A 25,519-nucleotide genomic window follows, 5' to 3' on the forward strand; every position below is an offset into this window, starting at 1 on the left:
CTCTATGACCATCTCCGCGACCAAAATCCTGCACAGCATCTCGCCGGCCGGCATCGAGCTGAAGACGGTTCTCGCCAGATATCCGCGCTTCATCCACGCCGAAGAGCTGACGCATCGTGTGCTCACGTCCACCCCGGACCTGATGGAGATCCTCACGATCCCGGACGGCGTGATGTACGACCGCAACCTGAGCCGCAACGCTTCGAGTTCCCGGGCCATCCCGGTCAAGCGCCTGATCGACGACATCCTCAACGATACGGCCATGCCGATCCACTGGGGCAAGAACCAGAAGGGCATGCAGGCCGATCAGGAGAACGACGCGCCGATCACGCATCCGTTCGCCGACTACATCCCGCACCCCTTCGCCAACGACAACGTCCGCAAGGGTTCGCTGCTGAGCCCGCAGCAGATGTGGTTGGAAGCCCGCGACTACGCCATCGCATTCGCCCGCGCCTACGACGATGCCGGCTACCACAAGCAGGTCGTCAACCGACTCCTGGAGCCGTTCGCCCACATCAACGTGCTGATCACTGCGACCGAATGGGACAACTTCTTCGAGCTGCGGGACCACAAGGACGCCCAGCCGGAAATCGAAGCTCTCGCCAAGGCGATCAAGGGTGCATTCGAAGGCAGCGTCCCGACGCAGCTCAAGCCTGGTGAATGGCATCTGCCCTTCATCACGGAGAGCGACCGGCACTGCATCCAGCCGCTCCCCTACGAGGCACGCCACATGGCGACGATGAACAGCCAGTATGTGGGCACCTTCATGGGTGAACGCTCGATCGAGGAGCTGATCAAGATCTCTGTCGCTCGCTGCGCCCGCACGTCGTACCTGACACACGACGGGAAGAAGCCCAGCGTCTATGCGGACCTCGACCTGTACGATCGCCTGGTCGGATCGCGCCCGCTCCACGCCTCGCCGGCTGAGCACCAGGCCACGCCGGACGTGTTCGTGAAGGGCGACGTCTGGAGCGACATCCGGCCGAGGCATGACCACTGGAAGCAGCCCGAGCTGCACGGCAACCTCCGTGGCTGGGTTCAGAACCGGAAGATGCTGGAGCGGTCAGTCTTCGCCGAGGTGGCATGAAAACGAAGCTCGCCACCTCCTACTACTCGACGGCTGTCGGTCACGGTCAGGTCGATGGTCTCTTCTTCGGGACCTTCGGCATCCCCGGCAAGCCACCCATGTGGGTCCACGACCAGCACGGCCAGCCGAAGACCTTCCGCGATCCGGACCAGGCCTGCCTCGCCGGCTTCAAGGTGATGGTCACCCAGCTCAACCGTGCGCGGCAGGAGCAGGACTTCAGGGTCAAGGGAGCCAAGAACCCAATGAGACGCTGGACCGCTCCTGAGCGATCCAACGCCAACGAGCCCACCATCGAAACTGTATTTGGAAAGAAGAAATGACGGACACCGACGCCCCTGAGCCTGTGAAGCAGGACAACGAACTGCGCCAGATGATCACCATGAAGCAGGTGCTGGCCAAGGTGCCCTTCAGCAGATCGACGCTGCTGCGCCAGGTGGAGGAAGGCAACTTCCCGAAGCCTCGCCCGATCGCATCGGGGCGCGTCGCCTGGTACCTCGACGAGGTTGTCGAGTGGCAGCGCGAACTGGACCGGAAGGTCGCTTGAGACGGACAATCGCCAGCCTCAGTGCTGGCGATTTTCTTTTGGGGAAGGACATCGGCACGGGCGACCAATGTCACTTGATCTCACCGTGTGTTTTTGATTTCCTAACCCATGCCTAACCCAGAGAGGATTTTGGGAGTTTTTGGGTTTTCGACCATTTCGCCAAGTATCTGTTTTTACTTGGTTATTTTGGTCGGAGCGAGAGGATTTGAACCTCCGACCCCTAGTCTCCCAGACTTGCTTGCATTCAAATCATTTGCATCATGGAATGTAGATAAACGCCTAAGTCATTGATCTTTTTCCCTTGACCGTTTGCATGAATGCTAATAGATATCACCAAGTACCACGCTTTCCTAACCCTTGGGTTAGGCAAAACCGGGGATTTTGAAGTCGGAGGACTAGGGTGCCAAAGCTCACGGACAAGTATATCGCAGGCCTCAAATGCCCGCCAGATCAGGATCGGATCTCGGTCAGCGACGACGGCTGCAAGGGCCTCCAGCTGCGCGTCTCCAAGTCCGGTTCCAAGTCGTGGCTCTTTCTCTATTGGTCCCCTCTGCTGTCGAAGCCGGTGCGCCTCTCGCTCGGTCGCTACCCCGACGTCTCTCTATCCAAGGCCCACGCGAAGGTCGCCGATCATCGTAAGACGATGGCCGATGACGAGGACCCCAGGCGCAAGGTGCGCCAGGAGCGGAAGCGCATATCCCGGGAAGAGGCGTTGTCCTTCGACGGCCTGGCCAATCTGTACATCGCCGAATACGTGATCGGCGGCCAGTGCGGAAAGGACGCGGTGCGGATCTTCCAGGAGACCGGGAAGTGGCCGATCCTCCTGACGTCGATTCCGAACAAGAAGTCCTGGAAGAACGACATCGGCTACCTGCGCCGGCCGCGGTCGGCCTGGAGCAGCCAGCCAGCGGCGTCCATTACCGACGACGACATCGCCGACCTGCTCGACGAAATCGCCGAGGAGGCGCCGGTCAGCGCCAACCGGACCCAGTCGATTCTCCACAAGACGTTCAAGTGGGCGATGCAGCCGGGCCGGAAATACGTGCCGTCCAACCCGCTCGCCGGACTCGAGCGCCGCGGCGGCAAGGAGAAGAAGCGCGACCGGGTGCTGTCGGACGACGAGATCAGGACGCTGTGGTGGGGTCTCGAACGGCCGGATGCGCCGGTTGAGCGCAGCGTGATGTTGGCGACCCGGTTCATTCTGGCCACCATGGTTCGACCCTACCAGTCAGCGGTGTGCCGAGACCGCCGAGGTCAGCAATCTTGGAACGGCCAACGCTGTCTACGAGATGCCTCCAGGGCGCGTGAAGAAGGACCGCGCTGTCATCGTTCCGCTCTCGGACCTGGCATCCAGCATCGTCATCGAGGCGACCACACCCGAGCGTGGCCGGATCGGTCACAACAATCCGCCTGAGCCGATCGAGGATCAGGTGGTCCTGTTCCCATCGAAGTACGACGCGACCGGCAAGACGCCGATCGCTCGCTCGTCGATATCGCAAGCCCTGAATGGAAAGAAAAATGGAAAGAAGAACGGAGACAAGACGGAGGACCGCATAGGACTCCGCGAGTTCCTCGGCCTCAAGCACTTCACAGCCCATGACCTGCGACGAACCGCGGCGACACTTGCTCGCCGGGCCGGTGCGCCGCGCGAGGACGTGAAGGCGATGCTGGACCACGTCAACGGTGACGTGACCGAGGTCTACGACAAATACGACATGCTGAAGGAGAAGCGGCAGGTCGTGACCATTCTCGCCCAGGAGCTGCGTCAGATCATTGGCGACGGCCCGACATAGGAAATGACATGAAGACCGCACTGATCATCGCTCTGGCCATTATTGCCTCCCCGGCGCTGGCTGAGAGCCCCTACCCCACGCCGACACGGGATGGCCGCCAGCGCATCCATCGGGAAGGCACATGCCCCACCGGATATGTCGGCAAGGGCGATAAATGCGAAGCACTCCACAAGGACACGCCTCGCGCCTACCCGTACATCCCCGGCATGGCCTGCCCGTCCGGGACGTTCCGCAGCGGCGACGCCTGCAAGGAGTTCCGCTGATGTCCAGCAAAGCGACCAAGCGCGGCAATGCTGACCTGCACGCCAAGGCGAACGCATTGATGGAGCAGCCCGTGATCGGCGACTGGCACTCGCTGGAACGGGTCGTAACGCAACTGGGAGCGGCGGCTCCCAGGGCGGCGAAGGAGGCTCTCGCGAGCTTCCAGAACTCGATGCTGAAGCTGCCAAACCCCTTTGGTGACTGCTCGGGAAGCGTTGGGCCTGAATCCGCGGAATCGGCCCAGGCCGACCCGACCTGAGGTCGAAGCGTTGGGAAAGAGAGATGCGATGGGCGAGAAGATGGCGACGCGGGTGACCTTTGTGTCCTGCGTCAAGACGAAGTCCGCAACGCCGGAGTTAGCCGAATACCTCTACATCTCGCCGTGGTTTCGCATGGCGAGGGAGTGGGCGCGGCGAAACTCGGAGCGCTGGTTCATCCTGTCGGCGGAGTACGGGATCATCGAGCCAAGCAAGCTGATCGCCCCGTACGAGCGGACCTTGAACGGATCGAGCGTTGAGGATCGCTACAATTGGTCGCAGCGTGTGATTGAGCAAATCGTCGAATGGGATCTTCGTGGCCAGTGGGCATATGTCCTGGCCGGCGAAAGCTACCGGCGATTCCTGATTGAGACGCTGGGGCAACGCTTCGATCGGGTCAGAGTCCCGATGGAGGGACTGATGATGGGCCAGCAGCTGAGCTGGATGAAGAATGAGCTTGGAGGGTAATACGATGAAGAAGATTCTGCTGATCGCACTCGCCATGGGTCTTAGCCAGGCCCAGGCCGCGACCTACAACTACGTCTGTAAGGATCACGGCAAGACGAGCACGTTGAAGGTGGACGATGCCGCTAACACCCTGACCTGGAAGGGCACGGTCTACGCGATCAAGGAGACGGACTGCGGCAGGGCCGGATGGCATGCCGAGAAGGATGGGGTTGGTTTCGACTTTTGCACTGCCACTAAGGGCGTCGCTGACTTCGACTTCAAGGGCTCCCCCGTCACATGTGACATGAAGCGCTGAGGACACGGCAATGGGACACAACAATCCGGGCCGCGCACGTCGAGAGATACTCCGCGACAACGAGCGCCTGTCCAAGATGACCCCTGAGGAGAGGCAAAAGGAACGAGATGCGGAGGAGCTGTATAACGTAAAAGCAACGGCGAGGAACGAAGCCTACCGTTCCTTCTCGGCCGAAGAGCTGGCGATCTACAACAAGGTCAAGGACGCGCTCTTTGCGGCGGAGAGCCGCGCATCCGATGCGTGGAATTGGGATAAGCAGTTCGGTGGAACGGGCAAGCAAAACCCCTGGCGGAAGGAACAATGATGCCCGCACCTCGAGTCTACAACAAGCACCATGGGGACGCTCCCCCTGGTGCAGTCTACATCGGCCGCGGCTCGCCCTGGGGCAACCGCTTCGTCATCGGGAAGGATGGCGACCGTGACCAGGTCTGCAACAAGTTCGAGTGCGAACAGCTGCCCGAGATGGATGTGTCGTCGCTCGCCGGCTGTGACCTCGTCTGCTTCTGCGCGCCGCATCGGTGTCACGGGGACTTGATCCTGCTGAAGGCGAACCACCGCGTGGTCGTTTTCGGAGGCCGGGATTACCGCGACGAACGCACGCTGTTTCGCGTTCTCGACGCCGTCCATGCGCGCAGGAAGATCACCTGCATCATTGAGGGAGAAATGTCTGGAGCCGATCTGCTGGCTCGCCAGTGGGCTGAGGACCGCAACATTGCGGTCGACCCCTACCCGGCCGATTGGGACAACGTCGATCGGCCGGGAGCTGTGGTGAGAAGAAACAAACGTGGAAAGCTGTATGACGCAGCGGCAGGCCCGTTCCGCAATGAACGGATGCTGCGTGAGGGGCGCCCGAATTGCGCCGTTGGTTTTCCGGGCGGAGCTGGAACTACTGACATGACGAAGCGATGCCTGGCGTACGGACTCACCCCCTTGAGCGTCGAAACGTCGATCCTTCCTTGAGAAGCATTGGTATCGCCCATGCTGCAGCGAAGTTGATCGCCAGGTTGGCAACCTCGCTCCAGGTCGGAGGGTCGAACGTGAAAAATGGTTCAACGGCAAAGAAGTTGACGATGAATCCGGAGATCCCTGCACACGTCAATGCGTAGCCCCGCCCGAACGCGAGCGCGACCGCGCAAATCCCGAGAGTGAGCATAACGTCGATTGCGCGCGTCGATCCGAAGGAAATCCATCGCATAGGCCACAGGAGCCGAAACGCTCAATGCGGCAAGCCCGAACAGCCAATACGGCACCCGCCATTCCCCGGCGGGCGGTGGATCGGTCTCCGATGCTATCGCCTCAGGGGCGTCTTTCTGATCGACGATCTCGACAGCATCGAGGTCGATCGCGCTGCTGCCGGAGAACCATGAGGGAGCGGAGCCGCGATCGAGGCCGTCCCACATCTGGTCGATAGCGCTCATCAGGCGCTGCTGGCTGCGGGAGATCATCAGACTCTCGTCGTCTCGTGACTGGCCGACGAAGGTATCTCCGACCTTGGAGACGTCGTAGTTGCGGTAAATGGTGGTCATCGAGAACCTCAGGCGACGGCTTGCAGCGCCGCAGCAACGGGCGCGATCGGGAACGAAGGAACGACGGATACCGCTGGACGGTCGACCACGACCATCGCTTCTGAAGCAGCGTCCACGTCGATGAGATCGGACGGACTGTGCAGCCAGACCGGCGCTGGGATCTTCCCCCCAAGCGCATTCCATAGCGTGTCGATCGCGCGGGTGACGCGCAGCACGTTCCTGGATCTGATTGTAAAGGGTTCTCCGTCAGAGGAGTCGGCTCGGTAGGCCGCCCCGTCGAAGCTGACGACGTATGAGCGGTATTCAAACGACGTTTTCATTTTTTCTTAATGCTTCTCGTTCCCGAACCCACGGCGGGCCGGCTTATGCGGGACTGCTATTAGCATTTGCATCCGGACGCAAGAGTGCGGGATGCCCGTTATACTACGGTAACCTTAACCCAACCCCCGTCACAAAACCCCGTACTGGCGCGGATTTACCACAAATTTCTTGCCCGAGCGCCCTTGGCAGAAAATAGGTGTCCCCTCTTGCCACGCCATCTCATTTGCGTTAATGCAAACATCACAAAGCAAACGGAGGGTCGATTGTTCCCGGGTTCCAGATCGCCTGATAGCCTTACATTTCCGCACGTTTCCGCGTTTCTGCGTGACAGCGGATTAGGCGGCGTCGCCGACTCACTGGCAACCCGAGTTGCGAACTCCGGTTTCGTCCGATGGTTGAAGGCGTTCAACGATGTTGATGCCAATCCCGAATTGACACGGGAACGTCTCAAGCAGGCGCGCTGGGATCGCTACTTCCTCACGGTCGCTCAGGCGGTATCCACCGCGTCAAAAGACCCCAGCACTAAAGTAGGGGCTGTCATCGTTCGTCCCGACAAGACGATGGCTTCCTTCGGCTACAACGGCTTCCCTCGTGGGATCGCCGACACCGACGAGCGCCTGAACAACCGAGAGGTAAAGTACGACCTCGTTGTCCATGGCGAGATCAACGCGATCCTCACGGCCCGCGAGCCGCTGCACGGCTACACGCTCTACACCTGGCCCTTCATCACCTGCAAACGCTGCTCCCTCCACGTCATCCAGGCTGGCATCAAGCGCGTGGTCGCTCCTGAGCTGCCCGAGCACCTGAAGGACCGCTGGGCCGCATCCGTTCGCGACGCCGGGCAGCTCTACGATGAGGCCGGCGTGTCCTGGGCGCTGATCGACACGACGGAGGTCGAATGAAGCTCGGCGCCTGGCCCCTGCCCTATGTCCGGGTGAAATGTTCGAAGTGTGACCGCGAGGGCCGCCTCAGCAAGGACGGCTTGATCGAGCGCTTCGGACCCGACCGCGAGATGTTCGTGGTCCGCGAGAAGCTCACCAAACCTTCCTGCAAGCGCCCGGACAAGAAGCAGCCCTGCCAGTCGGTGCTGCCCGATGGCCTACTGGTGCAGGCGATCACTGCCAAGAGCGACGACGAGATCATCGATAAGCGGCTGACCGCTGAAGCGAAGAAGTGGCGAGAGGAGAACAAGTGAAGATCAATGCACACGTACTGGAAGCCAGCGACAGGGGCGACAAGCTGAGCGTGACCGCTCAGGGGAAGGCGGTTGGCGCAGCTGAATGGCAGCCCTTCATGAGCATCCTCGTCAACGTTCCGATGACTGACCGGAACAAGCGAGCCTTCTACATCGGCCGCGAGATCGAAGTCATCGTCACACCACGCTGAGGACACCATGAACAAGCGCGAGATCGAAGCCCTGCAGGATGCCGCCGGTCGCCCCGGTGGTTGGGGTCTGTTCAAGCAGAAGTCCACCGCGAAGCTGGCCGAGCTGGGCTACTTCGTGAAGGAGCAGCATCCGTCGTACGGCAACCAGTTCCGCATCACCGACGCCGGCCGCGCCGCGCTCGCAGCCGCGGAGAGCAAGTGATGTCCACGCCCGAGCCACAGCCGTGGCGTGACCCGGAGCGCTACAAGACCGGCAAGCTCACGAGCTGCCTGGGCTGCGGCAACTCCTGCCGCAAAACCCACTGGGGCGCCTGGTGCTACGGCTGCAACGTCGAACGCATCGAGCGCATCAACAAGACCTTCGCCGACCTGATGAAGTAACCACCATCAGCATCGACGGGATACGCGCGTCCTGTCGTTTGCTTGAATGCAAACAGAACCAAATGCAGATCAAACCCTTCCCCATCCTGCCGCCGCCGACGTTCAACCTCGCGCCGTTGAAGGAGCACCACTACGGGCTCGCGAAGATCGATCCGCCGTGGGCCTTCAAGACCTACTCGGCCAAGGGCAAAGGCAAGTCCGCCGAGCAGCACTACGACACGATGACTCTCGAAGAGATCTTCGAGCTGGATATCGAGCGTCTCGCGCATCGCGATGGCATGTGGGTTTGGCTCTACGCCACCGCGCCGATGTACGACCAGGCGCGCGAGTGTTTCAGACGCTGGAGCGTCACCTACGTCACGCAGGGTGTCTGGGTGAAGATGGTCAAGGACGGCAGCAAGCCGACCTTCGGCACCGGCTACGCGCTGCGCAACTGCCATGAGCCCTTCCTAATCGGAAAGGTCGGCAAGCCGAAGATCCACGCACGCGACATCCGCTCTGCAATCCTCGAACCCCGCCGCGAGCACTCACGCAAGCCTGAGCAAGGCTACGTCGAGGCCGCGAAGATGGCTGGGCCATATCCGAAGGCCGACATCTTCAGCCGCGAGCAGCGTCCCGGCTGGGACTCCTGGGGGAACGAGACCTCGAAGTTCAACCCGCAGCAGGAGATCGCAGCATGACTCAGAAAATCACCAACCTCGTCGTCGTGACCGCAGGCCCCCTCGGCTTCGCCGCGACGAAGATCGAGGACGAGGGCAAACAGCCCCGGCTCACATTCCGAATGGTCTTCGGGGACAAGATCCTCGCGGACATGGGTGAAGAGGCTGCGCGCTTCTTCATCAGTCAGGTGCAGCAGACCTTCGCCATCCAGAGCGGCGACGAGTGGACGCGGCACCCGACCTACGCCGCGGTCGAAGCTGACCGCCAACGGATCGCTGCACGCAACGCGATCTGATCCACCTTCAACGGAGCTACCCCAAAAATGAGAACCCTAAGCACGGCGCTCGTCGGCGCTGCGATCATCGCCTTGTCTTTTTCGGCCGCCGAAGCCCGCCCAAAGCATCATCACCATCATCACCGCCATGCGCGTCACCGCGTCGTGGAGCGCGTTGTGCAGGAGGAGCCATCGTTCGCTGACTCCTTCCAGTCCGGATTCCATCCCGGCTTCAGCGCAGGCGCAGGGGTGGTCGAACGCGCTCGCCACTTCATCGGAGAGACCGCCCACCGGGTCGGCGTGCGCAGCACCCTGTGGTGCTCGGCATTCCTCCGCAAGGTCACGGGCGCGCGGGACGTCGACGATCGCGCTCTCTCCTGGGAACGGCACCGGCACATCGCTCCGCAGGTCGGCGCCGTCGTGACCATGGGCCGCCGCGGCGGCGGACATGTTGGTGTCGTGTCAGGCTTCACGGTCAAGGGCGATCCGATCGTGATCAGCGGCAACCACGGTGGCCGCGTCCGCGAGGCGGTCTATTCCCGCAGCCGCATCCGCGCCTGGGTCTCTCCGACCTGATGAATCTGGTCCGCGTTGTAGCACCGCACTTCGTCGCCGGCTTTGAGACGGATGGCGTCGTGCGGCGTGCAGCTCCGATCCTGAAATACCTCGTCGGCAAGAGCGACGATCAGGCGCGGGCTTACATCAAAAAGAAGGAATGGAAGGCAATCGTGGTTATGCTCGACACCTCGGCTCCGTAGCCCGTTTCTCAATGAAGACGTCGTGTAAGCGCGGGTCAACCTAATTGGCCGCGATCTCATCTGCCTCGGCTCTGGCGAGCACTACGGCCCGATGAGCATCCGATAGCCGCGAGAAAAGCATGTCCAATTCCTCCTGCGCCTTTGTCAGTCGGTCGCCGATTGAGTCCATAGCTGCTCTTGAATGCTTGTCCCGACGATCACCTAAGAACTCATATAATTCGCCATAAATTAGCGCGACCCGATCGACCTCCTGTGAAGCCTTGATCACCTCTTTCAGAATGTCGTCACGCTCCTGTCGACGCCAAAAGACGGTATCGGGTGTCATGGCTCCCTCACTCCGGTCTTGGTCCATTTGTACGCAAGCCGTCAATCGAAGTCAGGCTACACGCACCAATGCTGCTGCTTTCGGATCGTATGTGTAGTCTGTAATCGTTCCGTCCTTGATCCGATCAACTGCTTCGTTGACCACGAACAGCGGTACAAGAAACCATTCGCGCGGGATCACTGGATTCCCAAAGCGATCCTTGATCTCGACATCGAGCTGAGCCAGGCCAAAGATGCGGTGGATGAGGTTTTCCAGCTTGGTGCGATTGACGTTGTAGAGCTCGTAAGTCGCGACGACTTCCACCTCGGCCATCAGAAATGTCGGGTCGAGTTTCGCGTTTGTGATACGTCGTTCCACATCCCCGCTGGTCACGCCGATCTTGTGCAGAACATCGCGATGGGCTGCGACCAGCGGGTGGTCGGACTTACTGCGCAGAACGTAAATCGTACCACTGGCTAGGTCTCCTTCGGCGCTCTCGCCGGCAAACAGCGGTCCCGCGACGGGATCGGTGATCCGCCTCCCGGCCTCGTCGCGGTGAAGCGCGCGCTGGAGAGAGCGTAGCAGCACGTCGCTTTCCGTAGCGTTGTCATAGATGACGCGCAGCCGGCTGTCGCGACGGTCATACTGCGTCGTGAATTCCTCGCCAAGTTCCGCGACATAGGCGATCTGGCCGCCGACGATGAAGAACTCGCCTTGCTTAATTTCAGCCATGGTTTGGAAGGGCCGCGTCTGGCGGATGCCGGAATCGATGTCTTTCTTGACCTGAATGAACAGAGGCTTGAATCGGTCGAAGTCCTCGCATTTCTTGCGATTGGCGATTTCCTCCGCTGCGCGTTTGTCGGCAGCGGTGCGGACGTGGCGGAGTTCGGTGATATCGGATGCGCCTGCCGCATCCCTCAGTTCGGCCAGCAACTCATCCTCATCCACCGCCTCTTCGGGAGCGGCGGGGGTGCTTTCCGCGCCTGTCAACAGTCCCTGATTGTCGAGCGGCGAAAGAAGCGAACGACATTCCTCAAGTGCGCGCAGACGGTCGAGGCGCACGGCATAAAGTCGCTCGAAGATGTCATTATCCTCGCCATGCTGCGGAGCGCGGCCGTGCTCCTTGAAAAAGCGCTGGATTTCTTCGAACCCGGCAATGATGCGTTCTTCGCGCGCGGAGCGTCCGCCCTTCTTTTCGGGCTGAGCGAAGTCGTCCAGTTCGGCGCGCAGTTCGTCGAGGTCGAGGTCAGTCATAGCGGCCCTCGTCCTTGAAACGAACAAAGGCGGCAGCGCCTTCGGCCATCCGCTTTTCCCAGGCATCTGTCGAACTGATCGAGGGAAGCCGCCCCCGCTCCTTTTTGAATTTGAAGGCTCGCAGAGCGAGTTCCTTCGCTTCGTCCGGCGTCAGGCTCGTGCGCTTGGCGGAAATCGCCGCCTGCACCTGTTTCAAGCTGTCCTCGCTCATCGTCTTGGCGAGGATAGCGTAAGCCTCGCCGAACGGATTGATCCGGTCGATAAGGTCGATGTCGAGTTCGCGGACGTCCATCGCAAACCTGCGCACGCCGTCAATCAGGGCCGTGTTGGCGCTTTGCTCGGGGTCGCCGCCTGCCCCACCCTCGAGCGCAATCTGTTTGGCCTGTTGCGTCAGGTTGAGGGCGGCGATGGCGTGCTGGCGCACCGCCTCCTGATCCTCCTCGTCAAGTTCTGGATATTTGTCCTTGATGATCTTGCCCAAGCGGACTTGCGTCAGCTCCTCAGGCACCAATTCCTCGTCAAACAAGCCGCGTTCGATGACGGTCTTGTCCTGAACGAAGGCGGCAATGACCTCGTTCAGGTCTTCGCGGCAGATGCGCGCCGCTTCCTTGCTCTTGGGTTCGGTCAGACCTTTGATCTCGATCTGGAATTGCCCCGTGTCCCCGTTGAAGCCGACATTACATTTGTTGGGGTCGTAGCCCCCGTCTCCATAGTCGAACCCTTCCACCGGACCGCTCGTGGGGTTCTTCGGTTTGAACTCGAAGCGGGGCGCAAGCACCTGCTCCATGAGTAGGCTCGCCGCTATCGCCTTCAAGGTATCGTTCACCGCCTCGCTGACGACTTCGTCGGCGGCATCCGGTTGGGCAATCAGGTTGGAGAAGCGCGCGCGAGTCTTGCCCGGAGCGTCGCGCGTCGCGCGGCCGATGATCTGCACGATTTCGGTGAGGCTCGACCGGTATCCGACAGTCAGCGCGTGCTCGCACCAAATCCAGTCGAAGCCTTCCTTCGCCATGCCTAGCGCAATGATGATATCCACATGCTCGCGGTTGTTCTTCTGCGCCGGGTCTTTCAGCGCGGCGGAAACGCGGTCACGCTTCGCGGAATCGTCGTCGACCAGATCTGCGATTTTGAGCACGCGGCCGGCCGGTGTCTTGACCAGCTGGAAGCCAGTCACGGGGTCGGGCCCCTGCCATGCGCCCAACTCTTCGATGATGTGCTCGACCTCCTTGATCTTGTCCTTCGTGCTTTCGCGGGAGTTGACGCTCGGGATATGGATGATTGTTTTCTCGGCCGGATCGAGCACGTTCAGGATATCATCGGCATAGGAGCCCGAATAAAAGAAGTAGCCAATGTCGAGCCGCTTGAGGTATTCGTAGCCGTTGAGCTGCTCATAATACGTGTAAGTGACGGTATCGAACTTCGCTTCATCGCGCGGGGCCAGCACGGCCTCGGCATCGCCCCTGAAATAGGAGCCGGTCATCGCGACGATGTGAACCTTGTCGCGGGCGATGAACTCGCCGAGATGTAGACCGAGCTTGTTGTCCGGATTCGCCGAAACGTGGTGAAATTCGTCGACGGCGATCAGCCGGTCGTCGAACGCCTCGACGCCGAACTTGTCCACCGCGAAGCGGAAAGTAGCGTGGGTGCAGACTAGCGCCTTATCGTCGCCGTCAAGGAAAGCGCCGACAGAATTGACCTTACCGCCATTGTCGTTTCCGGGCGCGTCGCAGAGATTCCATTTAGGCGCAACGGTCCAGTCGGCCCAAAAGCCGAACTTGGACAGCGGCTCGTCGTGGAGAGCTAGCGCCGATAGATTTCTCTGGAACGACGATGATCGCTTGCTTGAGCCCTTGATTGTGGAGCTTGTCGAGGGCGATGAACATGAGCGCCCGGCTCTTGCCAGAGGCCGGCGGCGACTTGATCAGAAGATACTGCTCGCCGCGCCTTTCGTAGGCGCGCTCCTGCATTGGCCGCATGCCAAGCGCATTGGCCTTGGTCGAGCTACCGTTGCGGGCATAAGAAACCGAAACGGAGGGAACTGATTTTGCATCAATGGTCATGCACTCGCCCCAGCCTTCCGTTTCTTGGTCGTTCCCCGTCCTGCAGTCATCTTGGTGTAAAGCTCGAACAACTTTTCCAGCCTCTCGGTGTCATTGCGAAACCGGCGGCCAATGTAGATGCGCTCCAGCACCTCGTCGTTGCGCACGTGAGCCTCGCGCAGTTCGGCGGGCATTTTGTCCGGGGCGTACAGATCAGCGATCGTCGCTGGGAAATGCGCCTCGCGCGCGAGCAGGATATCTTCGGCGCAGCGAGTGAGATCGGCCTTGTTCTTCTCAGTCAGTGTGGGGACGGGAAATGTGTTCCAGCCGAGAGTATTGGAATAAGAGAAATCAGTTCGCATCCGTACGCAGACCGTGCCGATCCAGACCCAATGAAGTCGCGAAGCAACGATCGCCATGTTCCATAACGGTGCATCAAAGAGGGCAAAGCATTTGTTAGATATAATTGTTCCCAGCGGCAGCAATCCACACGGAAGATACTCTCTATTCTCCGAACTGATCGCCGCTACTGCGATAACAATTTCTCTACCTGATTGGCGGCGTTCATCAAATCGGTGAGGCCACTCTGCGCCTCGCTGCGTTGGGATCTTTGGACTTCCTAGTCTCATTGCGCGGACGCTTTGCAAGCGCGGCCCGATGATGGGGTGTACATGCGCAACCTGTGCATCTTTGTCTTCGATCCAGATGCAGAACCGTTGTCTTCCTCCGATAAATTCATCAGAGCCAAATATTGGTCGTATGTACTTTTGCTGATCGTTTCGCTCCAGTCCAAGAGCCAACAATTCATCGCGGGAAAGTAGCAAATTGCCGCCGTCCACAGGCTTGCTACCGAAAGTCATTTCTGAAACGGCGGTGAGAGGCTTTGCCGCCTTCTCGACAATTACGTCCGGGCCAGTCACCAAGTAGGCGTTGATGTGCTCGGTCTCCTTGACAATGGCACTTCCGTCATCGGCAACTGAAAACAGCCGACGTGTCTTGGCCAGATGACCTGAAATCCCGACAATCACCACCGTGACGCCTGCGTTGTAGCTCGCCAAGTTCGCCCATTTAAATGAGGTATGCGCGAAAGCAATTTCATGCCTGGTTTCGAAAACGAGTGGCCACAGGATCGGCACCTGCTGGCCCTGGCAGATCGAATTGGTCGCGACAAAGGCCGCAGCCGCATTAGTCTGTGTGCCGTAGTCGGCCGCCTTCATGAACCAACCGGCGACATAGTCGAGCGATTTCCAGCTTTTTGTTCGTCCGTCGAAAATCGCCTGCAGCTCTGACTTTTGCTCTTCGGATTGCCACGTCGAACCGAGATACGGAGGGTTCCCGCAGATATAGGTCTCTCCACCCTCATTCTCGAAGTCAATTTGCGCTTGATCGAGTGGTGAGTGGAACAGATCATCGGCGTGATGCTTGACGCCTGTCCCCGTAGGCGGGCAGATACTCAGCCAATCCAACCGCAGCGCATTGCCGCATGTGATCCAATTCTGGGCGTCGAGCGGCAGAAACTCGGCCAGAGCTTCTTTCTGTCCGCGATAGAGCACATCACATTGAAACTCAGCGATGATGAGAGCAAGGCGTGCGACCTCGGCCGGAAAGTCGCGCAACTCGATGCCACGAAAGTTCGTGAGCGGAATTTCGGTACGGCGGTTCTCTTCGCCGCGCCGCTGGTTGATCTCCGCCTCGATCGCCCGCATTTCCTTGTAGGCAATGACTAGGAAGTTGCCCGATCCGCAGGCCGGATCGAACACTCTGATCTTCGACATCCGCTTGCGCAGGTTGAGCAACACGCGAGAGTTGTGCCCCGCCTCCTCAAGCCGCGCCCGCAGGTCGTCGAGAAACAGCGGGTTGAGCACTTTCAGGATGTTCGGCACGCTAGTGTAGTGCATGCCGAGCGCGCCGCGCTCGTCGTCGTCGGCGACGGCCTGGATCATCGAACCGAAGATGTCTGGGTTGATCTTGGTCCAGTCCAGATTGCCGATATGAAGGAGATAGGACCGTGCGATCTTGCTAAACCGCGGCACTTTCGAGTTGCCTGAGAACAGACCTCCGTTGACGTAGGGAAATGCGTCAGCCCAATTTCGTATTTTTGCCGCCTCGCGATCTTCGATCTTCGTGTTCATAGCGAGAAATAGCTCGCCGATCACCTCGTGGGTGTTGGACGAGTCCCGCGCGCTCATCTGTTCGATGGTGCCCGTGAAAAGACGCTTCCCGTTGAAGATGTCGGTGTCCTCGGCGAAGAAGCAGAAGATCAGCCGCGCCATGAAATGGTTCATGTTGGGACGGCGCTCGACTGTTCCCCAATCGGGGTTGTCCTTGAGAAGCTCGACATAGAGGCGGTTCAGACGGCTGGTGGCCCGGATGTCGAAAGAGCTGTCGCGCACCTGCTTGACGGTGGAGATCCCGGCGAGCGGCAGAAAGAAACCGAAGTGATCAGGGAAGTCCCGATAGGCGCAAGCAATCGGCGGATCGTCCGATTCCAGGTCCTCAGCCTCGAAGTCCGCCCCGTCGGTCGCGAGGATGAATCGTGCCTTCGCCCTGGCCGTCGCCGGGCTGGCCTTCAGCGCGGTAAGAGTCTTTGTGACCTCGCCCGGCGGACAGACCGCGATGTGGATATTGTTCGTTTGCAGGACGCCGCCCAGATCGGACTTGTTAGACGCACCCGAGCGCAGCCGCTTGATCGTAGTATCCTTATTCCCGAACGCTTGGAGGAAAGCGAAAGGGAACTCGAGAGGATCGAACGGCTGCTCAGCGAGAGCCGAAATCGCTTCTTCGATTTCGACCGGGTTCATATCGTTCCTGCCCCAAAATGCATTTCAGGCTCGCATTGTGCGTCTTAACCGCGACGTCGCCTGTCGGCTTGGCCGTTCTTGGAGGAGTCGCACGGATCAACGGGATTTGTCTAACTTTTTTCGCCACGGTGAGCGCCGAACTTGGGTTATCCGCGCGCGTCTAGGATTCCTCGGCTTCAGCATCTTCCAGCTCATCAAGATGGATGAGGCGCCTCTTGATGATTCGCTCAACACGAGCGTCAACGATCGAATATTCGTTTGATGGTTTGCCACCCTGCTCTCCCTCCGGCGCGCGGGTGCCTGTCTGCTTGACCAGACCGGCATCTTCCCAATTCTTAATCTTTGTTCGCGCGCTTTGAGCGTTTACACGGAAAGCGGACTGAACGTCTCTGTTGATGAAGCGCACATCAGGCAACCTGTATATTTGCCCCAAGGTCTTGTCGGGGTAGACGGCGCTAATCCGCTCTTTAACGTATTTGTCCAGACCATCCTCTATCGATTGCTGTGTCAGCAGCATCGGAGGATTCGAGTCAGCATTTCTAATATCGTGCTCCACTATGATGGTGTCCATCAGGCGTACCAATTCGCGAGGGGAGCGCATAGATATCGAAATGACCAACCGCGTTGCCGCATCAACATCGACCGCTGCGTCAAAAAGATTAGCGAATTTCAACTTCCCTTCCGAGAAATATTTTATGCGCGAGTCCAGCATTTCTGCGAAGAATCGATCATCCCATTCGATCGTGGTATGCGCAATTTTATCCAGGCGGACAGGAAATTTGTCGGCCTCAAAGTAAGGCTTAATTTGCGTCCAGAGAAAAAATAGCCAAGCAAATCCTTCAACTTCCAAAAGCTGAACGTGCGAAAGTATGGGATGGATAAGGCGCGAACTGGCGTCCGACGAATTCTGGGTAACATCCGTTTCGTCGACCTTATCGACAAGCAACGCAATTCCGGTAAAACGGGAAGATCCTCACAAAATCGACGAGCTTTTGAAGAACGGTCCGCGAAGTTCCTCCCTCGCCTCCTGCAAGGGACTTCAGCAACTTCTCGACGGGTGCCTGGACCTCGACACCGGCCTGCTTTTTGGTGAAGGCGTCAACCAACGAAGCGACAACACCCGAAAGGGAGTCCCATCGTTGAGACGCCCACATCACACTCTTTGTCTTCCAAGCTCGGTTCAATAAACGCAAGGCATCGCTCATCGTCCTTTGCCGGTCCATATCGGAGCGAGACAGATAGAACGCCTTCAGGAGAGCCATGATGAGGTTGCTCTCATCGTTATTCAGTGCACCGGTGTATGTCGATCGCTCGTCTTCAGTCAGAGACGCTAACCAGGTCAGCACCTGTTCGATAACCAAATAAGCGACTTCCTTGATCAGTTCATCCTCACTCACGGCACCCTTTCGGAGCGACGGCAGAGCGGCGGTGAAATCGACAAAGTTGACGACGAGAGGCCTATCGTCCGAAGGCTTGCGCGCCCAGATTTCGTTGAAAAGTGTTAGCCGGGTGGCGCTTTTACCTGCTCCCCGATCACCGAATAATATAAACGTCGTGTGTGCTATCGCTCTCGCAACGATCGCCTGCAAATAGGGCGGACGGACCGCATATTCCGAGATGTGAGGTTCAGTTTCAGCGGTGTAATGCTCGAAGGGGTTGCTCTTGAGTCTTAAGAATTCGGCTATGGTCGGCACTGGCCCGCGCCCTCACTCGTTTTTCAGACGCCTCTGGATCTTGCCGCCGGAGCGGCAATCTAGATCAGATCGCCCTTCTGCTGCACATAGCCGGATTCTATACGCCGGTCGATTAGTTCAATGTCTGATTGCAAGAACACCGGTAACAAAATACCCATTCCGCGAGGCTCCAGTTTCCCAATCGGCGTATCCCGCGGTGCGGATGGCGTTAAGCGGCAGGCTCGCCCGGGTCTTGAGTGTCTGGGTCCCGGGCGGTCTGGCGTATTTCGGCGCCCACGAGTGACCCGCGTCCCAAATGACCTGGCTCTTTTTGGTGCTCATAGCGGGCGATTACAGCGACGTTTGCTGGGTACCTGCAATCCGCTGAGCGCGATGGAGCCGAAGGCGCAACTCCTCGGTCAAGCCTAGCCGCTCGGGCCGCGTCGAATTCGCCGCCGGACTATGGGCTGAGTTCATCGAACAGAAGCCGGACGACTGGCAGCGTGGGAGCCGCCTTCCGTGACGGACATCAATGAACTGGCTCGGCATCTTCTCGCATCCCACACCGGGATCGGGATGACGCCGCCGTTCTACGCCGAGACTGGGAGCGCCAAAGGCAAGCAGGACTGGCCCCATTGGATCGTCCGCAACCGCTACTGCAATTCTCTCGGCCGTCTCATGCCCGGCAGATGGCCGAGGCTCTCGCTGAGGCGATGAAGAAGGCGGCTGGGTGAAGCATCTACGTGGCTCGCCGAGCGACAACGACGGCGACAATACCGACGATGATGATTGCGGCGGCGATGGCCCAGAGGCCTTCCGCGCTGATATTCACTACCCACAGACTCACGAACAACTTGTCCGACATAGGCAAACCTCATGCGTGGCGCGAAACGACATCGCGCAGCGGATTGACAAAGGTGCCTGGGGAGAGCGAGAACTAACGTTGTGAGGACGGAGAGCCCTCGGGATCTCCTCCAGGCGTCGGGCGGTGCTTTACCAGAGCATCGCCCGATTCACGTTCTAGCCCATGAGCGCATCTTCGCGACACGCCGATTCGGCTGTTTGCACCGATTATACCCCGAAAAATGATGCCTCGTCGGAATTGCGACCTGTGGACATCCTTTTAGCAACGGGGTTTTCTCTTGAAATTCAGAGCCTTGCCCTGTGCGAAAGTAGTTCATCGCAGCATTTGACATTGGATAACTTTTTCGGGGCTCTCCGATGTGGAGCCGGATCACTGTCGGATTTGATCAAAGCCACGGGGGGACCGCAAGGTGGCGCGGATGGTCAACCGGTGCAAGGGATGGGGAACGCTGCCCGCTTCCATCACATTGGTCACCACGCGGACAGCGCCAGAACCCCTGCCACGACGACCACGAGTACGCCGCTGGTCAATAGCCTCCTGTCCTTGTCATAGAAGGCCACGACCGACACCAACGCGCCGAACAGCGCGATGGCGATGAACAGGGCGGCGGTCACCCCTCCCTCGCCAACAGCTCTCGCACGTTGACCTGGGGTCGGCCACTCTTCACCGGCCCAGTGGGGTGCAAACCGCAAGCCCGTTGCACGAAGATCTTCCCGATCTCCGCCCACACCTGCTCCGGGGTGATCACCTCTGCGTCACCCCGGGTCAATTCCATGTTGATCAACCTCATCCCTTGCGTGCCTCGAACTCTTCCAGGGTGAGTTCGATCTGCCGGACTTGTCGGAACATGTCCTTGATCATCTCGATCAGCTTCTCCTGGGTGAGCTTCGTTGCCGGCTCGTCGACCTGCTCCGGCAGTGCGTATGCGCAGTCGGCGCACATGATCGCCCGCTTGGCTCCGATGAAGCTGGAATCATCCAGCTCCTGGCACAGCTGACCGACGCAGCGGGCATGGATGTACTCACCTGGAGCCCATCCATGACGCTGCGGCCTGCTGTCTGTTTTCCAGCGCACCATCGGCATCAGCGCACCATGGCGCCGGCAGCGAGGGCCAGGCCGACGCTCGCCGCTGCGCTCCGCTTGGAGTGGGCGAAGCTGGTCTGCTTGACCATCTGGTTGTGCTTCACCAGCGCGCTGTCGAGGTCGACCTGCAGCTGCTCGACCGAGGCGTCGTTGTGGATGATGAAGTCCGGCTTGATGCGATCGATGCGCTCGCTGTCGTGGACGCCCCACATCAGCCCGAACCGGTCGTACAGGAACTCGCCGAGCTTGCCCCACTTGAACTTAGCCGGCTTCGTCCCCGGGCGCTTGATCATGATGACCACGCCGCCGAGCTTCCGGATCGCCGCAGCTTCGTTCGTCGGGAAGCGCACGGAGTCGTTCATCACGGACTCGCCCTCAGCGATGCCGCGTCCCCAGGTGTTGGCCCACAGATCCTGGCTGATCAGCTCCCGGCCCCACTCGGTGCCGATCGTGATCTGCGCGTAGCGCGAGGTGACGCCCAGGCACGGGATGACCTGCTCCTTGAGATCGCCTTCCAGGTAGCGCGTGATCTCGTCCGACGACATGCCGTTCGCCTGCAGCAGCACAGCGAGCATCGCCCGCAACGGCTCGGCGATGTGCTTACGGCGGATGCCGTATTTCTTCTCCAGGTACAGAGCCGCCGTCGTCTTGCCCGACTGAGCGAAACCTGCGAGTCCAACTACCGTCATTTGTCTTCTCTCTCCTCGTTACAATTCAAGCAAATCAGCAGGCAAGCAGCTGCCGGGTCACATCGCAGGCGTCCCACAGGCTGGTGAGGCGATAGCCGATGCAGTGCATGAGCATCGCGTGCTCGTGCGGATTGGATTTCTCCTCGACCGCCGCGACGATCGGGATGCCCTTGGAGTCGGCCCAGGCGATCTCCATGACGGTGCCGATCGACACGGTCTTCGCGCCGAGCAAGTTCACCAGCAGGACGTCGCAACGCATCGCGTCCCAGCGGTCGCGGATGGTCAGGCCCTTGGGCATCGACATCGGAGACTCGAGCCGAGCAGCCTCCTCCGCGGCGTTCGTGAAGATGCCGACCTGCTTCAGGTGTTCTTGCTCGCGCAGCGGCGAGAGGGCTTTGATCCCCCACTCGCCGAGCACTTCCTTCACGCTGTCGCGCCAGCTGGTGGCGCCATCGAAGTTGAGCCCGGAGATCGGGCCCGCCAAGTAGACGAGCGGCTTCATCGTTCTTCCTTTGCATTCATGCAAACGATCAGGCGGCGAAAGACGGCGCCGGCACGCGCACGACGCGCTTCCCAGGCCGCCATTTGCCTTTCTGCAAGGTCAGCAGCGAGCGCTTGCCATCCGGGTACTGGATGATCACGGTGACCGCCCAGCCCGACAGGCCCTTGTTGTAGCCGTGGCGCAGGTTCATGGCGCCGGCCACGTACACGCCCTCCATGATCTCGGGGCTGTGCTTGTCGCCGATCGACATCTTGCGCCCTGCCCGCGCGAAGCCGTTCACGGTGCCCTTGGCGCCGTTCGCGCCGCGGAAGCCGTGGTTGCCGACCTCGATGCCGTCGATCAGGTGGCTGTAGCCGTCATGGCACCAGATCACCTTGTCGCCGAGCTGCGGATATTTCATCCGGATCGCGTGTTCGAGCAGCGAGAAGCGAGGCACGGGTTGGTTGTTGTCGATGGCGATCGAGCGCCGTTCGACGTAGTCCAGGTACGCGTCTTCGAGCTGCAGGCCGAAGCGGACGTTCCGGCCGTCGTTTCGGTACCGGCCTTCTCGGGCGTACTTCTCCAGTGCGATGTCGTGGTTGCCTTCCGCAACGATGAAGGTCCGATCGCCGACCGTGACCATCGGCAGCGCGCCCAGGCCGATCGCCGTCAGCAAGAACTGACCGCACTGCTCGACTTCCTCCTCCACGCTGTCGCGGCCCCGGAAGGCCATCTCGTAGCTGTAGGCGTTGTCGTGGACGTGGTGGTGATTCCTCGCCTCGTTGTCGAAGATGTCGTGGCCGATGACGTTCTCGGGATCGAGGACGTCAACCATGCTCTCGCGGAACTGCGCCCGGCCGCCCCGCATGTCCCATCCGAAGATGGCCATGCAGTTGGCCTGGTCCATCTTGCGGACGTGGAGGTCCGGCATGGTGATCGCACGAGCCCGATGGCCCGTGGTCACCTCGGCGTTCGCCACGTAGGCGTCGAGGTCGTAGAACGCCCCGGTATGGTCGTCTGCCGTGATCTGCCGGCAGAAGACGTCGCCGTCCTCGTCGAACTGCACCACGGTGGCGCCCACCACCTGGTGGAACAGCGACTTCACGCCCGCCTTGCGCGGGATGATCTTCGGCCGCGTGCAGGCGCCCGACGTCATGACCTGGTGGGCCTGGACGTTGGGGTCGTTGGACGGGACGCTCTTGAGCTGGCGCTTGGCGTGCGGGAACACGGCCCACCGGCCCCGGCTGTAGGTCACCAGGTCGGAGATCGGCTGCGACGCGGTCGGCAGCGTGTTCATCTCGCCGCAGAACACGAAGTTCGAACCGATCTTCATCTGGCCGAAGCACAGGTGCTCCGTCAGCTCGGGCGCATAGGTGCGCGCCTGCGGGTCGTTCTCCGCCCACCACTGAGTTTCGTAGGTCCAGGGACCGACGATGATCTCGGCGTCGATGTAGGCGGCATAGGCCTTCAGGTTGACCCAGAACTCCTCGTGCAGGAGCGCATCGTTCTGCGCGCCTGTGAAGATGAAGTTCTTGCCGCGGGGATCGCGATACGGCGCGACGCGCAGGGTCTCGACCATCCAGGTCCGGGGCCTGCCCTCCTTCTCGACGTAGCGACGGTGCTTGGCGGACCAGCTCCGCAGCATCGGCGTGTCGACGATGACGGCTTCCCGGGTTGATGACCGGGTATTTCGATTGGGTGATGAGTTGGGTAACCTCGGCCGAGAGCGTCTTCGCCCGGATCAACGGGTCGACTTCTTCGGCGGACAGTTCTTCGCCACCTGAGGTGACGGTAGCCTTGGGTGCAGGCGGAACGTAGAGCGACCAGTCGATCGCATAGTTCTCTTTGCGCTTACGCTTCAGCGCCTCTTCGGCGCGGACCCAGTTCGGATAGTTGATGTTCTCTTGGCGCTCGGCCGTCTTCGTCGCGGATGCGATCCCGCCGCGCGATCCCTGAGGGTGGTACCCCTGTCTCAGGAGGTCTTCGATGACCTGTTTCCTGCGGGCGCGTTCAGCGGATGGCGTTTGCGGCGGTGCCATGATTTCCTTCGGAAGGGCTGTGGATTTCTTCCTGAGCCACTATCATAGAATTTGCTGGAATGCAAATGCACGACGAGATAATGCAAACGGTTGGGCCGGGCTCTCACCGGCTGCCCCTGAGCGCTCAGGGTCTGCGTGTGCGGGTTTGGTGTCGGTAGATGGCCGGGGCGTCCCGGCCCGCACAGGGCTTATGCAGATTTCAGATTGAGGAACTTCGTGATGCGGTCGACCACTGCGTCCGGCATGGCCATGACCTGGTTCGAGAGGCCGTCCATCCGTTCGGTCAGGCGGGTCTCGATCGCTCGCACGGTATCCCAGGAGGCATATTCCTCCACGACCTTCATCTTGAAGTTTGCCAGCTCCTTCTCGACGGAGTGGATAGAGTCGGCAGCGTCTTTGCGCACGCCCTCCACCTTGGTCTCCATGCGGTACCAAACGCCGGAGATGGCGCCCACGACCGCGATGATGGGTCCGGCGAGGCTCAGCACGTCAGCGAGCGTTACGTCGGCGAGAGCCATTAGAATTTACCGTCCTGTTCTGCCCGGTCGAGCAGGGCCAAGCAGGCCTTGGTGTCGTCGATGTTGGAGTTTGCCGTCACCAGGGCGGCCCGGTATCGCGCGATCACGACGCGGGCATCCATACCCGCCTTGATCGGGGGAAGCTCCACGGCGTTCGCCAGGCGCATGCAGGACTGGATGCTCATCCGCTCCTGCGGCGATGCATCACCGAATGTTTTGCAGGCTGCGAGCGTCAGCGGGAGACAGAATAAAACCGCCAGCCTTCGCAGGCCGGCGACCCAGCTGCTTTTCATAGTCCTTGACCTTCTTTTCGAGAGCGGCTTTCGCCGTTTCAGCCTGCTTGAGACGTTCGGCCGTGCCGGCGTCGGGCTCCTGGTCCAGGCAGACGGGAGCGGGCTTTGCTGATGCGTCGGCGAGCTGCTGCTTCAGCTGCTCTACCTGCGCGGTGAACTTGGCGGAGGTCGAGACGACTCCGCGGTGATGGGTGTAGGAGATGATCGCCGCCAGGATCAGCAAGGCCGCGAGGGCCTTGCCGATCTTGGTCGCGAAGATCGCCTTGGCCTTGGCCCAGATGGCCTTGGCCTTGGTGATAGCCTTATCCAAGGTGAACTCCTGCTTGATGGTCAGCGAGGCGGCGCTTGATGACGTCGCCATAGAGCTGCCAGCTGATGAAGCCGACAGCGATCACGCCGACCCACCAGTACGGCGCGAGGCCGGCAGCGAGGTCGTGGATCGAGTCGAGGACGGCCTTGGCGGTCTGCGCCTTGCCGACCATGTCCTGAGCCTGGTCGAGGATGCCGGTCTGCTGCGCGCCACCCACGGCGCCCGCACCCACCAGGATCTTCGACACGAGCGAGCCCTTGTCGGCCGCCGCGATCGTCGCCGAGCCGGCGGTCCGGAGATCGTCGACCGTCGCCGTCTGGCGCGCGACCGATGGCTCGGCAGCCTGATCAGGACCGACGCTATCGAGATGCTCGGTGGTCTCGTCGTTGGGGTGGCCCGTGATCTTCAGGCCTTCCTTCCGCTGGAATGCGGAGGTCGCGCCCGTGGTCAGGTTGCCCCAGTCGCCGTCGACCTTGCCGACCGCGTAGCCCAGCTCCTTCAGCTTGCTCTGGTAGAGCAGCGTGACGGACTTGCTCGGCTTGGCCTCGAAGCCGTTGGCCAGGCGACGAGCCCAAACAGCGTCCGCGTTGCGCATGCGCGTGTCGTAGTTGTTCTGCTTGTAGCCGGCGCCGTTGTAGCCCTTGGCGAACTTGGCGAAGTCCTTGGCGATGAGATGCCTGTCGAGTTTGCTCGACTTGATCTCTCGGACCATGGCTTCGATCTGCTCGGCGACGCCCTTCGACAGCTCCTCGACCATGGCGGTCGCGTTGTCGTAGTGCAGGCGCTCGGCGTTGAAGCCCATGGTTTGGCCAAGGCCCCAGGACGCCGCTCTGTTGGCGACTTCCTCGTCGATCTGCCTCGCTTTTGCGATGACATTCAATCGACCGGCCGAGGTGCCCTGGTCCTTGTACTGGGTGTTCCGGCTCCACTTCGGGATGGCGAGGCCCGCCTTGATGGCGTCCTTCAGCTTCATTGGCTTGTGGGACTGCAGCTCGGAATAGAACTTGTGCCGCTCGAAGAGCAGCGCTGGGGTGTGGTTGTCCTGCTCGAACGGTTTCCCCGAGGTCTCGCATTCGACAACGGCGAGCAGCGCAGACGCAGGCCAGCCGTTCGCGTTCGCTGCCGCCACGATGGCGTCAACGATTTCCTTACTGAACAT

39 protein-coding genes and 1 pseudogene are annotated in these 25,519 nt (G+C 60.4%); 20 read left to right on the forward strand and 20 right to left on the reverse strand.

From position 1 onward, the window contains the following. Positions 1 to 4: 4 nt before the first annotated feature. The 11 genes from ACVISU_RS41755 to ACVISU_RS41805 all read left to right on the forward strand — a co-directional run bounded on the left by ACVISU_RS41755 (position 5) and on the right by ACVISU_RS41805 (position 5,665). Positions 5 to 1,087 carry an FAD-dependent thymidylate synthase gene (locus ACVISU_RS41755; protein ID WP_194483229.1) on the forward strand — a complete coding sequence of 361 codons (1,083 nt, stop codon included), beginning with the start codon at positions 5 to 7 and terminating at the stop codon, positions 1,085 to 1,087. Further along, a complete protein-coding gene (locus ACVISU_RS41760) occupies positions 1,084 to 1,407 on the forward strand; it encodes a hypothetical protein (RefSeq protein ID WP_172647836.1) in 324 nt (107 codons plus the stop codon). The genes ACVISU_RS41755 and ACVISU_RS41760 overlap by 4 nt, the downstream gene beginning before the upstream one ends. Beyond that, a complete protein-coding gene (locus tag ACVISU_RS41765) occupies positions 1,404 to 1,631 on the forward strand; it encodes a helix-turn-helix transcriptional regulator (protein WP_035631640.1) in 228 nt (75 codons plus the stop codon). Before ACVISU_RS41760 ends, ACVISU_RS41765 begins: the two co-directional genes overlap by 4 nt. Positions 1,632 to 2,031: 400 nt before the next feature. Further along, the gene (locus ACVISU_RS41770; protein ID WP_456711021.1) at positions 2,032 to 3,045 is read left to right on the forward strand and encodes a tyrosine-type recombinase/integrase; all 1,014 of its coding nucleotides are present in this window, start codon (positions 2,032 to 2,034) and stop codon (positions 3,043 to 3,045) included. Further along, positions 2,936 to 3,424 carry a tyrosine-type recombinase/integrase gene (locus ACVISU_RS41775; RefSeq protein ID WP_456711022.1) on the forward strand — a complete coding sequence of 163 codons (489 nt, stop codon included), beginning with the start codon at positions 2,936 to 2,938 and terminating at the stop codon, positions 3,422 to 3,424. Before ACVISU_RS41770 ends, ACVISU_RS41775 begins: the two co-directional genes overlap by 110 nt. An 8-nt stretch (positions 3,425 to 3,432) precedes the next feature. Continuing rightward, positions 3,433 to 3,687, forward strand: coding sequence for a hypothetical protein (locus ACVISU_RS41780; RefSeq protein WP_028340208.1), 255 nt, complete (start codon positions 3,433 to 3,435; stop codon positions 3,685 to 3,687). Next, positions 3,687 to 3,944, forward strand: a complete 258-nt coding sequence (locus ACVISU_RS41785; RefSeq protein ID WP_028340209.1) for a hypothetical protein — start codon at positions 3,687 to 3,689, stop codon at positions 3,942 to 3,944. Before ACVISU_RS41780 ends, ACVISU_RS41785 begins: the two co-directional genes overlap by 1 nt. A 28-nt stretch (positions 3,945 to 3,972) precedes the next feature. Next, positions 3,973 to 4,410, forward strand: coding sequence for a DUF6884 domain-containing protein (locus tag ACVISU_RS41790; protein WP_028340210.1), 438 nt, complete (start codon positions 3,973 to 3,975; stop codon positions 4,408 to 4,410). Between the two features lie 4 nt (positions 4,411 to 4,414). Further along, entirely contained in the window at positions 4,415 to 4,705 is a 291-nt protein-coding gene (locus tag ACVISU_RS41795; RefSeq protein ID WP_028340211.1) for a hypothetical protein, read from the forward strand. 10 nt (positions 4,706 to 4,715) lie between these two features. Continuing rightward, positions 4,716 to 5,009, forward strand: coding sequence for a hypothetical protein (locus ACVISU_RS41800; protein WP_028340212.1), 294 nt, complete (start codon positions 4,716 to 4,718; stop codon positions 5,007 to 5,009). Next, on the forward strand, positions 5,006 to 5,665 hold the full coding sequence (locus tag ACVISU_RS41805; RefSeq protein WP_172647905.1) for an SLOG family protein: 660 nt from the start codon (positions 5,006 to 5,008) through the stop codon (positions 5,663 to 5,665). Before ACVISU_RS41800 ends, ACVISU_RS41805 begins: the two co-directional genes overlap by 4 nt. Here the strand turns inward: ACVISU_RS41805 and ACVISU_RS41810 are convergent. From ACVISU_RS41810 to ACVISU_RS41820, 3 genes are read right to left on the reverse strand one after another with little or no spacing between them, the layout of a single operon-like run. After that, a complete protein-coding gene (locus tag ACVISU_RS41810; RefSeq protein WP_456711034.1) occupies positions 5,628 to 5,858 on the reverse strand; it encodes a DUF4118 domain-containing protein in 231 nt (76 codons plus the stop codon). The two genes, ACVISU_RS41805 and ACVISU_RS41810, sit on opposite strands and share 38 nt — an antisense overlap. Then, positions 5,755 to 6,231, reverse strand: a complete 477-nt coding sequence (locus tag ACVISU_RS41815; RefSeq protein ID WP_456711038.1) for a hypothetical protein — start codon at positions 6,229 to 6,231, stop codon at positions 5,755 to 5,757. The genes ACVISU_RS41810 and ACVISU_RS41815 overlap by 104 nt, the downstream gene beginning before the upstream one ends. An 8-nt stretch (positions 6,232 to 6,239) precedes the next feature. Then, entirely contained in the window at positions 6,240 to 6,551 is a 312-nt protein-coding gene (locus ACVISU_RS41820; RefSeq protein ID WP_028340214.1) for a hypothetical protein, read from the reverse strand. A gap of 396 nt (positions 6,552 to 6,947) precedes the next feature. Here ACVISU_RS41820 and ACVISU_RS41825 point away from each other — a divergent pair, with 396 nt between their 5' ends. From ACVISU_RS41825 to ACVISU_RS41855, 7 genes are all read left to right on the forward strand, one after another. Next, a complete protein-coding gene (locus ACVISU_RS41825; protein ID WP_210199782.1) occupies positions 6,948 to 7,454 on the forward strand; it encodes a deoxycytidylate deaminase in 507 nt (168 codons plus the stop codon). Continuing rightward, positions 7,451 to 7,747 (forward strand): hypothetical protein, encoded by a 297-nt coding sequence (locus ACVISU_RS41830; protein WP_028340215.1) that lies wholly within the window; start codon positions 7,451 to 7,453, stop codon positions 7,745 to 7,747. Before ACVISU_RS41825 ends, ACVISU_RS41830 begins: the two co-directional genes overlap by 4 nt. Further along, entirely contained in the window at positions 7,744 to 7,938 is a 195-nt protein-coding gene (locus tag ACVISU_RS41835; RefSeq protein WP_028340216.1) for a hypothetical protein, read from the forward strand. Before ACVISU_RS41830 ends, ACVISU_RS41835 begins: the two co-directional genes overlap by 4 nt. A gap of 7 nt (positions 7,939 to 7,945) precedes the next feature. Then, entirely contained in the window at positions 7,946 to 8,140 is a 195-nt protein-coding gene (locus ACVISU_RS41840; RefSeq protein ID WP_028340217.1) for a hypothetical protein, read from the forward strand. Next, complete coding sequence (locus ACVISU_RS41845) at positions 8,140 to 8,319, forward strand: hypothetical protein (RefSeq protein ID WP_028340218.1); 180 nt, start codon at positions 8,140 to 8,142, stop codon at positions 8,317 to 8,319. The genes ACVISU_RS41840 and ACVISU_RS41845 overlap by 1 nt, the downstream gene beginning before the upstream one ends. Before the next feature lie 62 nt (positions 8,320 to 8,381). Then, positions 8,382 to 8,999 carry an MT-A70 family methyltransferase gene (locus tag ACVISU_RS41850; protein ID WP_051447820.1) on the forward strand — a complete coding sequence of 206 codons (618 nt, stop codon included), beginning with the start codon at positions 8,382 to 8,384 and terminating at the stop codon, positions 8,997 to 8,999. Further along, on the forward strand, positions 8,996 to 9,274 hold the full coding sequence (locus ACVISU_RS41855) for a hypothetical protein (RefSeq protein ID WP_028340220.1): 279 nt from the start codon (positions 8,996 to 8,998) through the stop codon (positions 9,272 to 9,274). The genes ACVISU_RS41850 and ACVISU_RS41855 overlap by 4 nt, the downstream gene beginning before the upstream one ends. Before the next feature lie 36 nt (positions 9,275 to 9,310). Here the strand turns inward: ACVISU_RS41855 and ACVISU_RS41860 are convergent, their stop codons facing one another. Beyond that, positions 9,311 to 9,478 (reverse strand): hypothetical protein, encoded by a 168-nt coding sequence (locus ACVISU_RS41860; protein WP_244980668.1) that lies wholly within the window; start codon positions 9,476 to 9,478, stop codon positions 9,311 to 9,313. A gap of 24 nt (positions 9,479 to 9,502) precedes the next feature. On the opposite strand from ACVISU_RS41860, the gene ACVISU_RS41865 reads away from it, so the two are divergent. Together ACVISU_RS41865 and ACVISU_RS41870 are read left to right on the forward strand one after the other, a co-directional pair. After that, positions 9,503 to 9,829 carry a C40 family peptidase gene (locus ACVISU_RS41865; protein WP_244980667.1) on the forward strand — a complete coding sequence of 109 codons (327 nt, stop codon included), beginning with the start codon at positions 9,503 to 9,505 and terminating at the stop codon, positions 9,827 to 9,829. Between the two features lie 59 nt (positions 9,830 to 9,888). Then, on the forward strand, positions 9,889 to 10,011 hold the full coding sequence (locus ACVISU_RS41870) for a hypothetical protein (protein ID WP_256438749.1): 123 nt from the start codon (positions 9,889 to 9,891) through the stop codon (positions 10,009 to 10,011). 40 nt (positions 10,012 to 10,051) lie between these two features. On the opposite strand, the gene ACVISU_RS41875 is transcribed toward ACVISU_RS41870, so the two are convergent. The 16 genes and pseudogenes from ACVISU_RS41875 to ACVISU_RS41950 all read right to left on the reverse strand — a co-directional run bounded on the left by ACVISU_RS41875 (position 10,052) and on the right by ACVISU_RS41950 (position 25,519). Then, positions 10,052 to 10,336 (reverse strand): hypothetical protein, encoded by a 285-nt coding sequence (locus tag ACVISU_RS41875; protein ID WP_155258435.1) that lies wholly within the window; start codon positions 10,334 to 10,336, stop codon positions 10,052 to 10,054. A 51-nt stretch (positions 10,337 to 10,387) separates the two neighbouring features. After that, positions 10,388 to 11,569: a GIY-YIG nuclease family protein gene (locus ACVISU_RS41880; protein ID WP_028340224.1), complete on the reverse strand. Its 1,182-nt coding sequence runs from the start codon at positions 11,567 to 11,569 to the stop codon at positions 10,388 to 10,390. Beyond that, positions 11,562 to 13,629 (reverse strand): annotated as a pseudogene (locus ACVISU_RS41885) (DEAD/DEAH box helicase). The gene ACVISU_RS41880 and the pseudogene ACVISU_RS41885 overlap by 8 nt, the downstream one beginning before the upstream one ends. Beyond that, positions 13,626 to 16,409, reverse strand: a complete 2,784-nt coding sequence (locus tag ACVISU_RS41890) for a class I SAM-dependent DNA methyltransferase (RefSeq protein WP_028340226.1) — start codon at positions 16,407 to 16,409, stop codon at positions 13,626 to 13,628. Before ACVISU_RS41890 ends, ACVISU_RS41885 begins: the two are co-directional and overlap by 4 nt. 160 nt (positions 16,410 to 16,569) lie before the next feature. Then, a complete protein-coding gene (locus tag ACVISU_RS41895; RefSeq protein ID WP_456711023.1) occupies positions 16,570 to 17,355 on the reverse strand; it encodes a hypothetical protein in 786 nt (261 codons plus the stop codon). Beyond that, positions 17,342 to 18,103 (reverse strand): hypothetical protein, encoded by a 762-nt coding sequence (locus ACVISU_RS41900; protein WP_456711024.1) that lies wholly within the window; start codon positions 18,101 to 18,103, stop codon positions 17,342 to 17,344. Before ACVISU_RS41900 ends, ACVISU_RS41895 begins: the two co-directional genes overlap by 14 nt. Positions 18,104 to 18,821: 718 nt before the next feature. Continuing rightward, complete coding sequence (locus ACVISU_RS41905; protein WP_256438750.1) at positions 18,822 to 18,947, reverse strand: hypothetical protein; 126 nt, start codon at positions 18,945 to 18,947, stop codon at positions 18,822 to 18,824. A 470-nt stretch (positions 18,948 to 19,417) separates the two neighbouring features. Then, positions 19,418 to 19,561: a hypothetical protein gene (locus ACVISU_RS41910; protein WP_155258437.1), complete on the reverse strand. Its 144-nt coding sequence runs from the start codon at positions 19,559 to 19,561 to the stop codon at positions 19,418 to 19,420. 172 nt (positions 19,562 to 19,733) lie between these two features. Then, the gene (locus ACVISU_RS41915) at positions 19,734 to 20,030 is read right to left on the reverse strand and encodes a hypothetical protein (protein ID WP_028340230.1); all 297 of its coding nucleotides are present in this window, start codon (positions 20,028 to 20,030) and stop codon (positions 19,734 to 19,736) included. Continuing rightward, complete coding sequence (locus tag ACVISU_RS41920; RefSeq protein ID WP_456711025.1) at positions 20,030 to 20,719, reverse strand: hypothetical protein; 690 nt, start codon at positions 20,717 to 20,719, stop codon at positions 20,030 to 20,032. The genes ACVISU_RS41915 and ACVISU_RS41920 overlap by 1 nt, the downstream gene beginning before the upstream one ends. Before the next feature lie 34 nt (positions 20,720 to 20,753). Then, complete coding sequence (locus ACVISU_RS41925) at positions 20,754 to 21,221, reverse strand: nucleoside 2-deoxyribosyltransferase (RefSeq protein ID WP_028340231.1); 468 nt, start codon at positions 21,219 to 21,221, stop codon at positions 20,754 to 20,756. A 28-nt stretch (positions 21,222 to 21,249) separates the two neighbouring features. Then, positions 21,250 to 22,845 carry a hypothetical protein gene (locus ACVISU_RS41930; RefSeq protein WP_456711026.1) on the reverse strand — a complete coding sequence of 532 codons (1,596 nt, stop codon included), beginning with the start codon at positions 22,843 to 22,845 and terminating at the stop codon, positions 21,250 to 21,252. Positions 22,846 to 23,427: 582 nt separating this feature from the next. After that, positions 23,428 to 23,757 (reverse strand): hypothetical protein, encoded by a 330-nt coding sequence (locus ACVISU_RS41935; RefSeq protein WP_028340233.1) that lies wholly within the window; start codon positions 23,755 to 23,757, stop codon positions 23,428 to 23,430. Next, the gene (locus tag ACVISU_RS41940; protein WP_028340234.1) at positions 23,757 to 23,942 is read right to left on the reverse strand and encodes a hypothetical protein; all 186 of its coding nucleotides are present in this window, start codon (positions 23,940 to 23,942) and stop codon (positions 23,757 to 23,759) included. Before ACVISU_RS41940 ends, ACVISU_RS41935 begins: the two co-directional genes overlap by 1 nt. Before the next feature lie 19 nt (positions 23,943 to 23,961). After that, complete coding sequence (locus ACVISU_RS41945; protein WP_172647902.1) at positions 23,962 to 24,360, reverse strand: hypothetical protein; 399 nt, start codon at positions 24,358 to 24,360, stop codon at positions 23,962 to 23,964. Continuing rightward, complete coding sequence (locus ACVISU_RS41950) at positions 24,353 to 25,519, reverse strand: N-acetylmuramidase domain-containing protein (protein WP_051447823.1); 1,167 nt, start codon at positions 25,517 to 25,519, stop codon at positions 24,353 to 24,355. The genes ACVISU_RS41945 and ACVISU_RS41950 overlap by 8 nt, the downstream gene beginning before the upstream one ends.

This window comes from Bradyrhizobium sp. USDA 4452, from assembly GCF_054063575.1.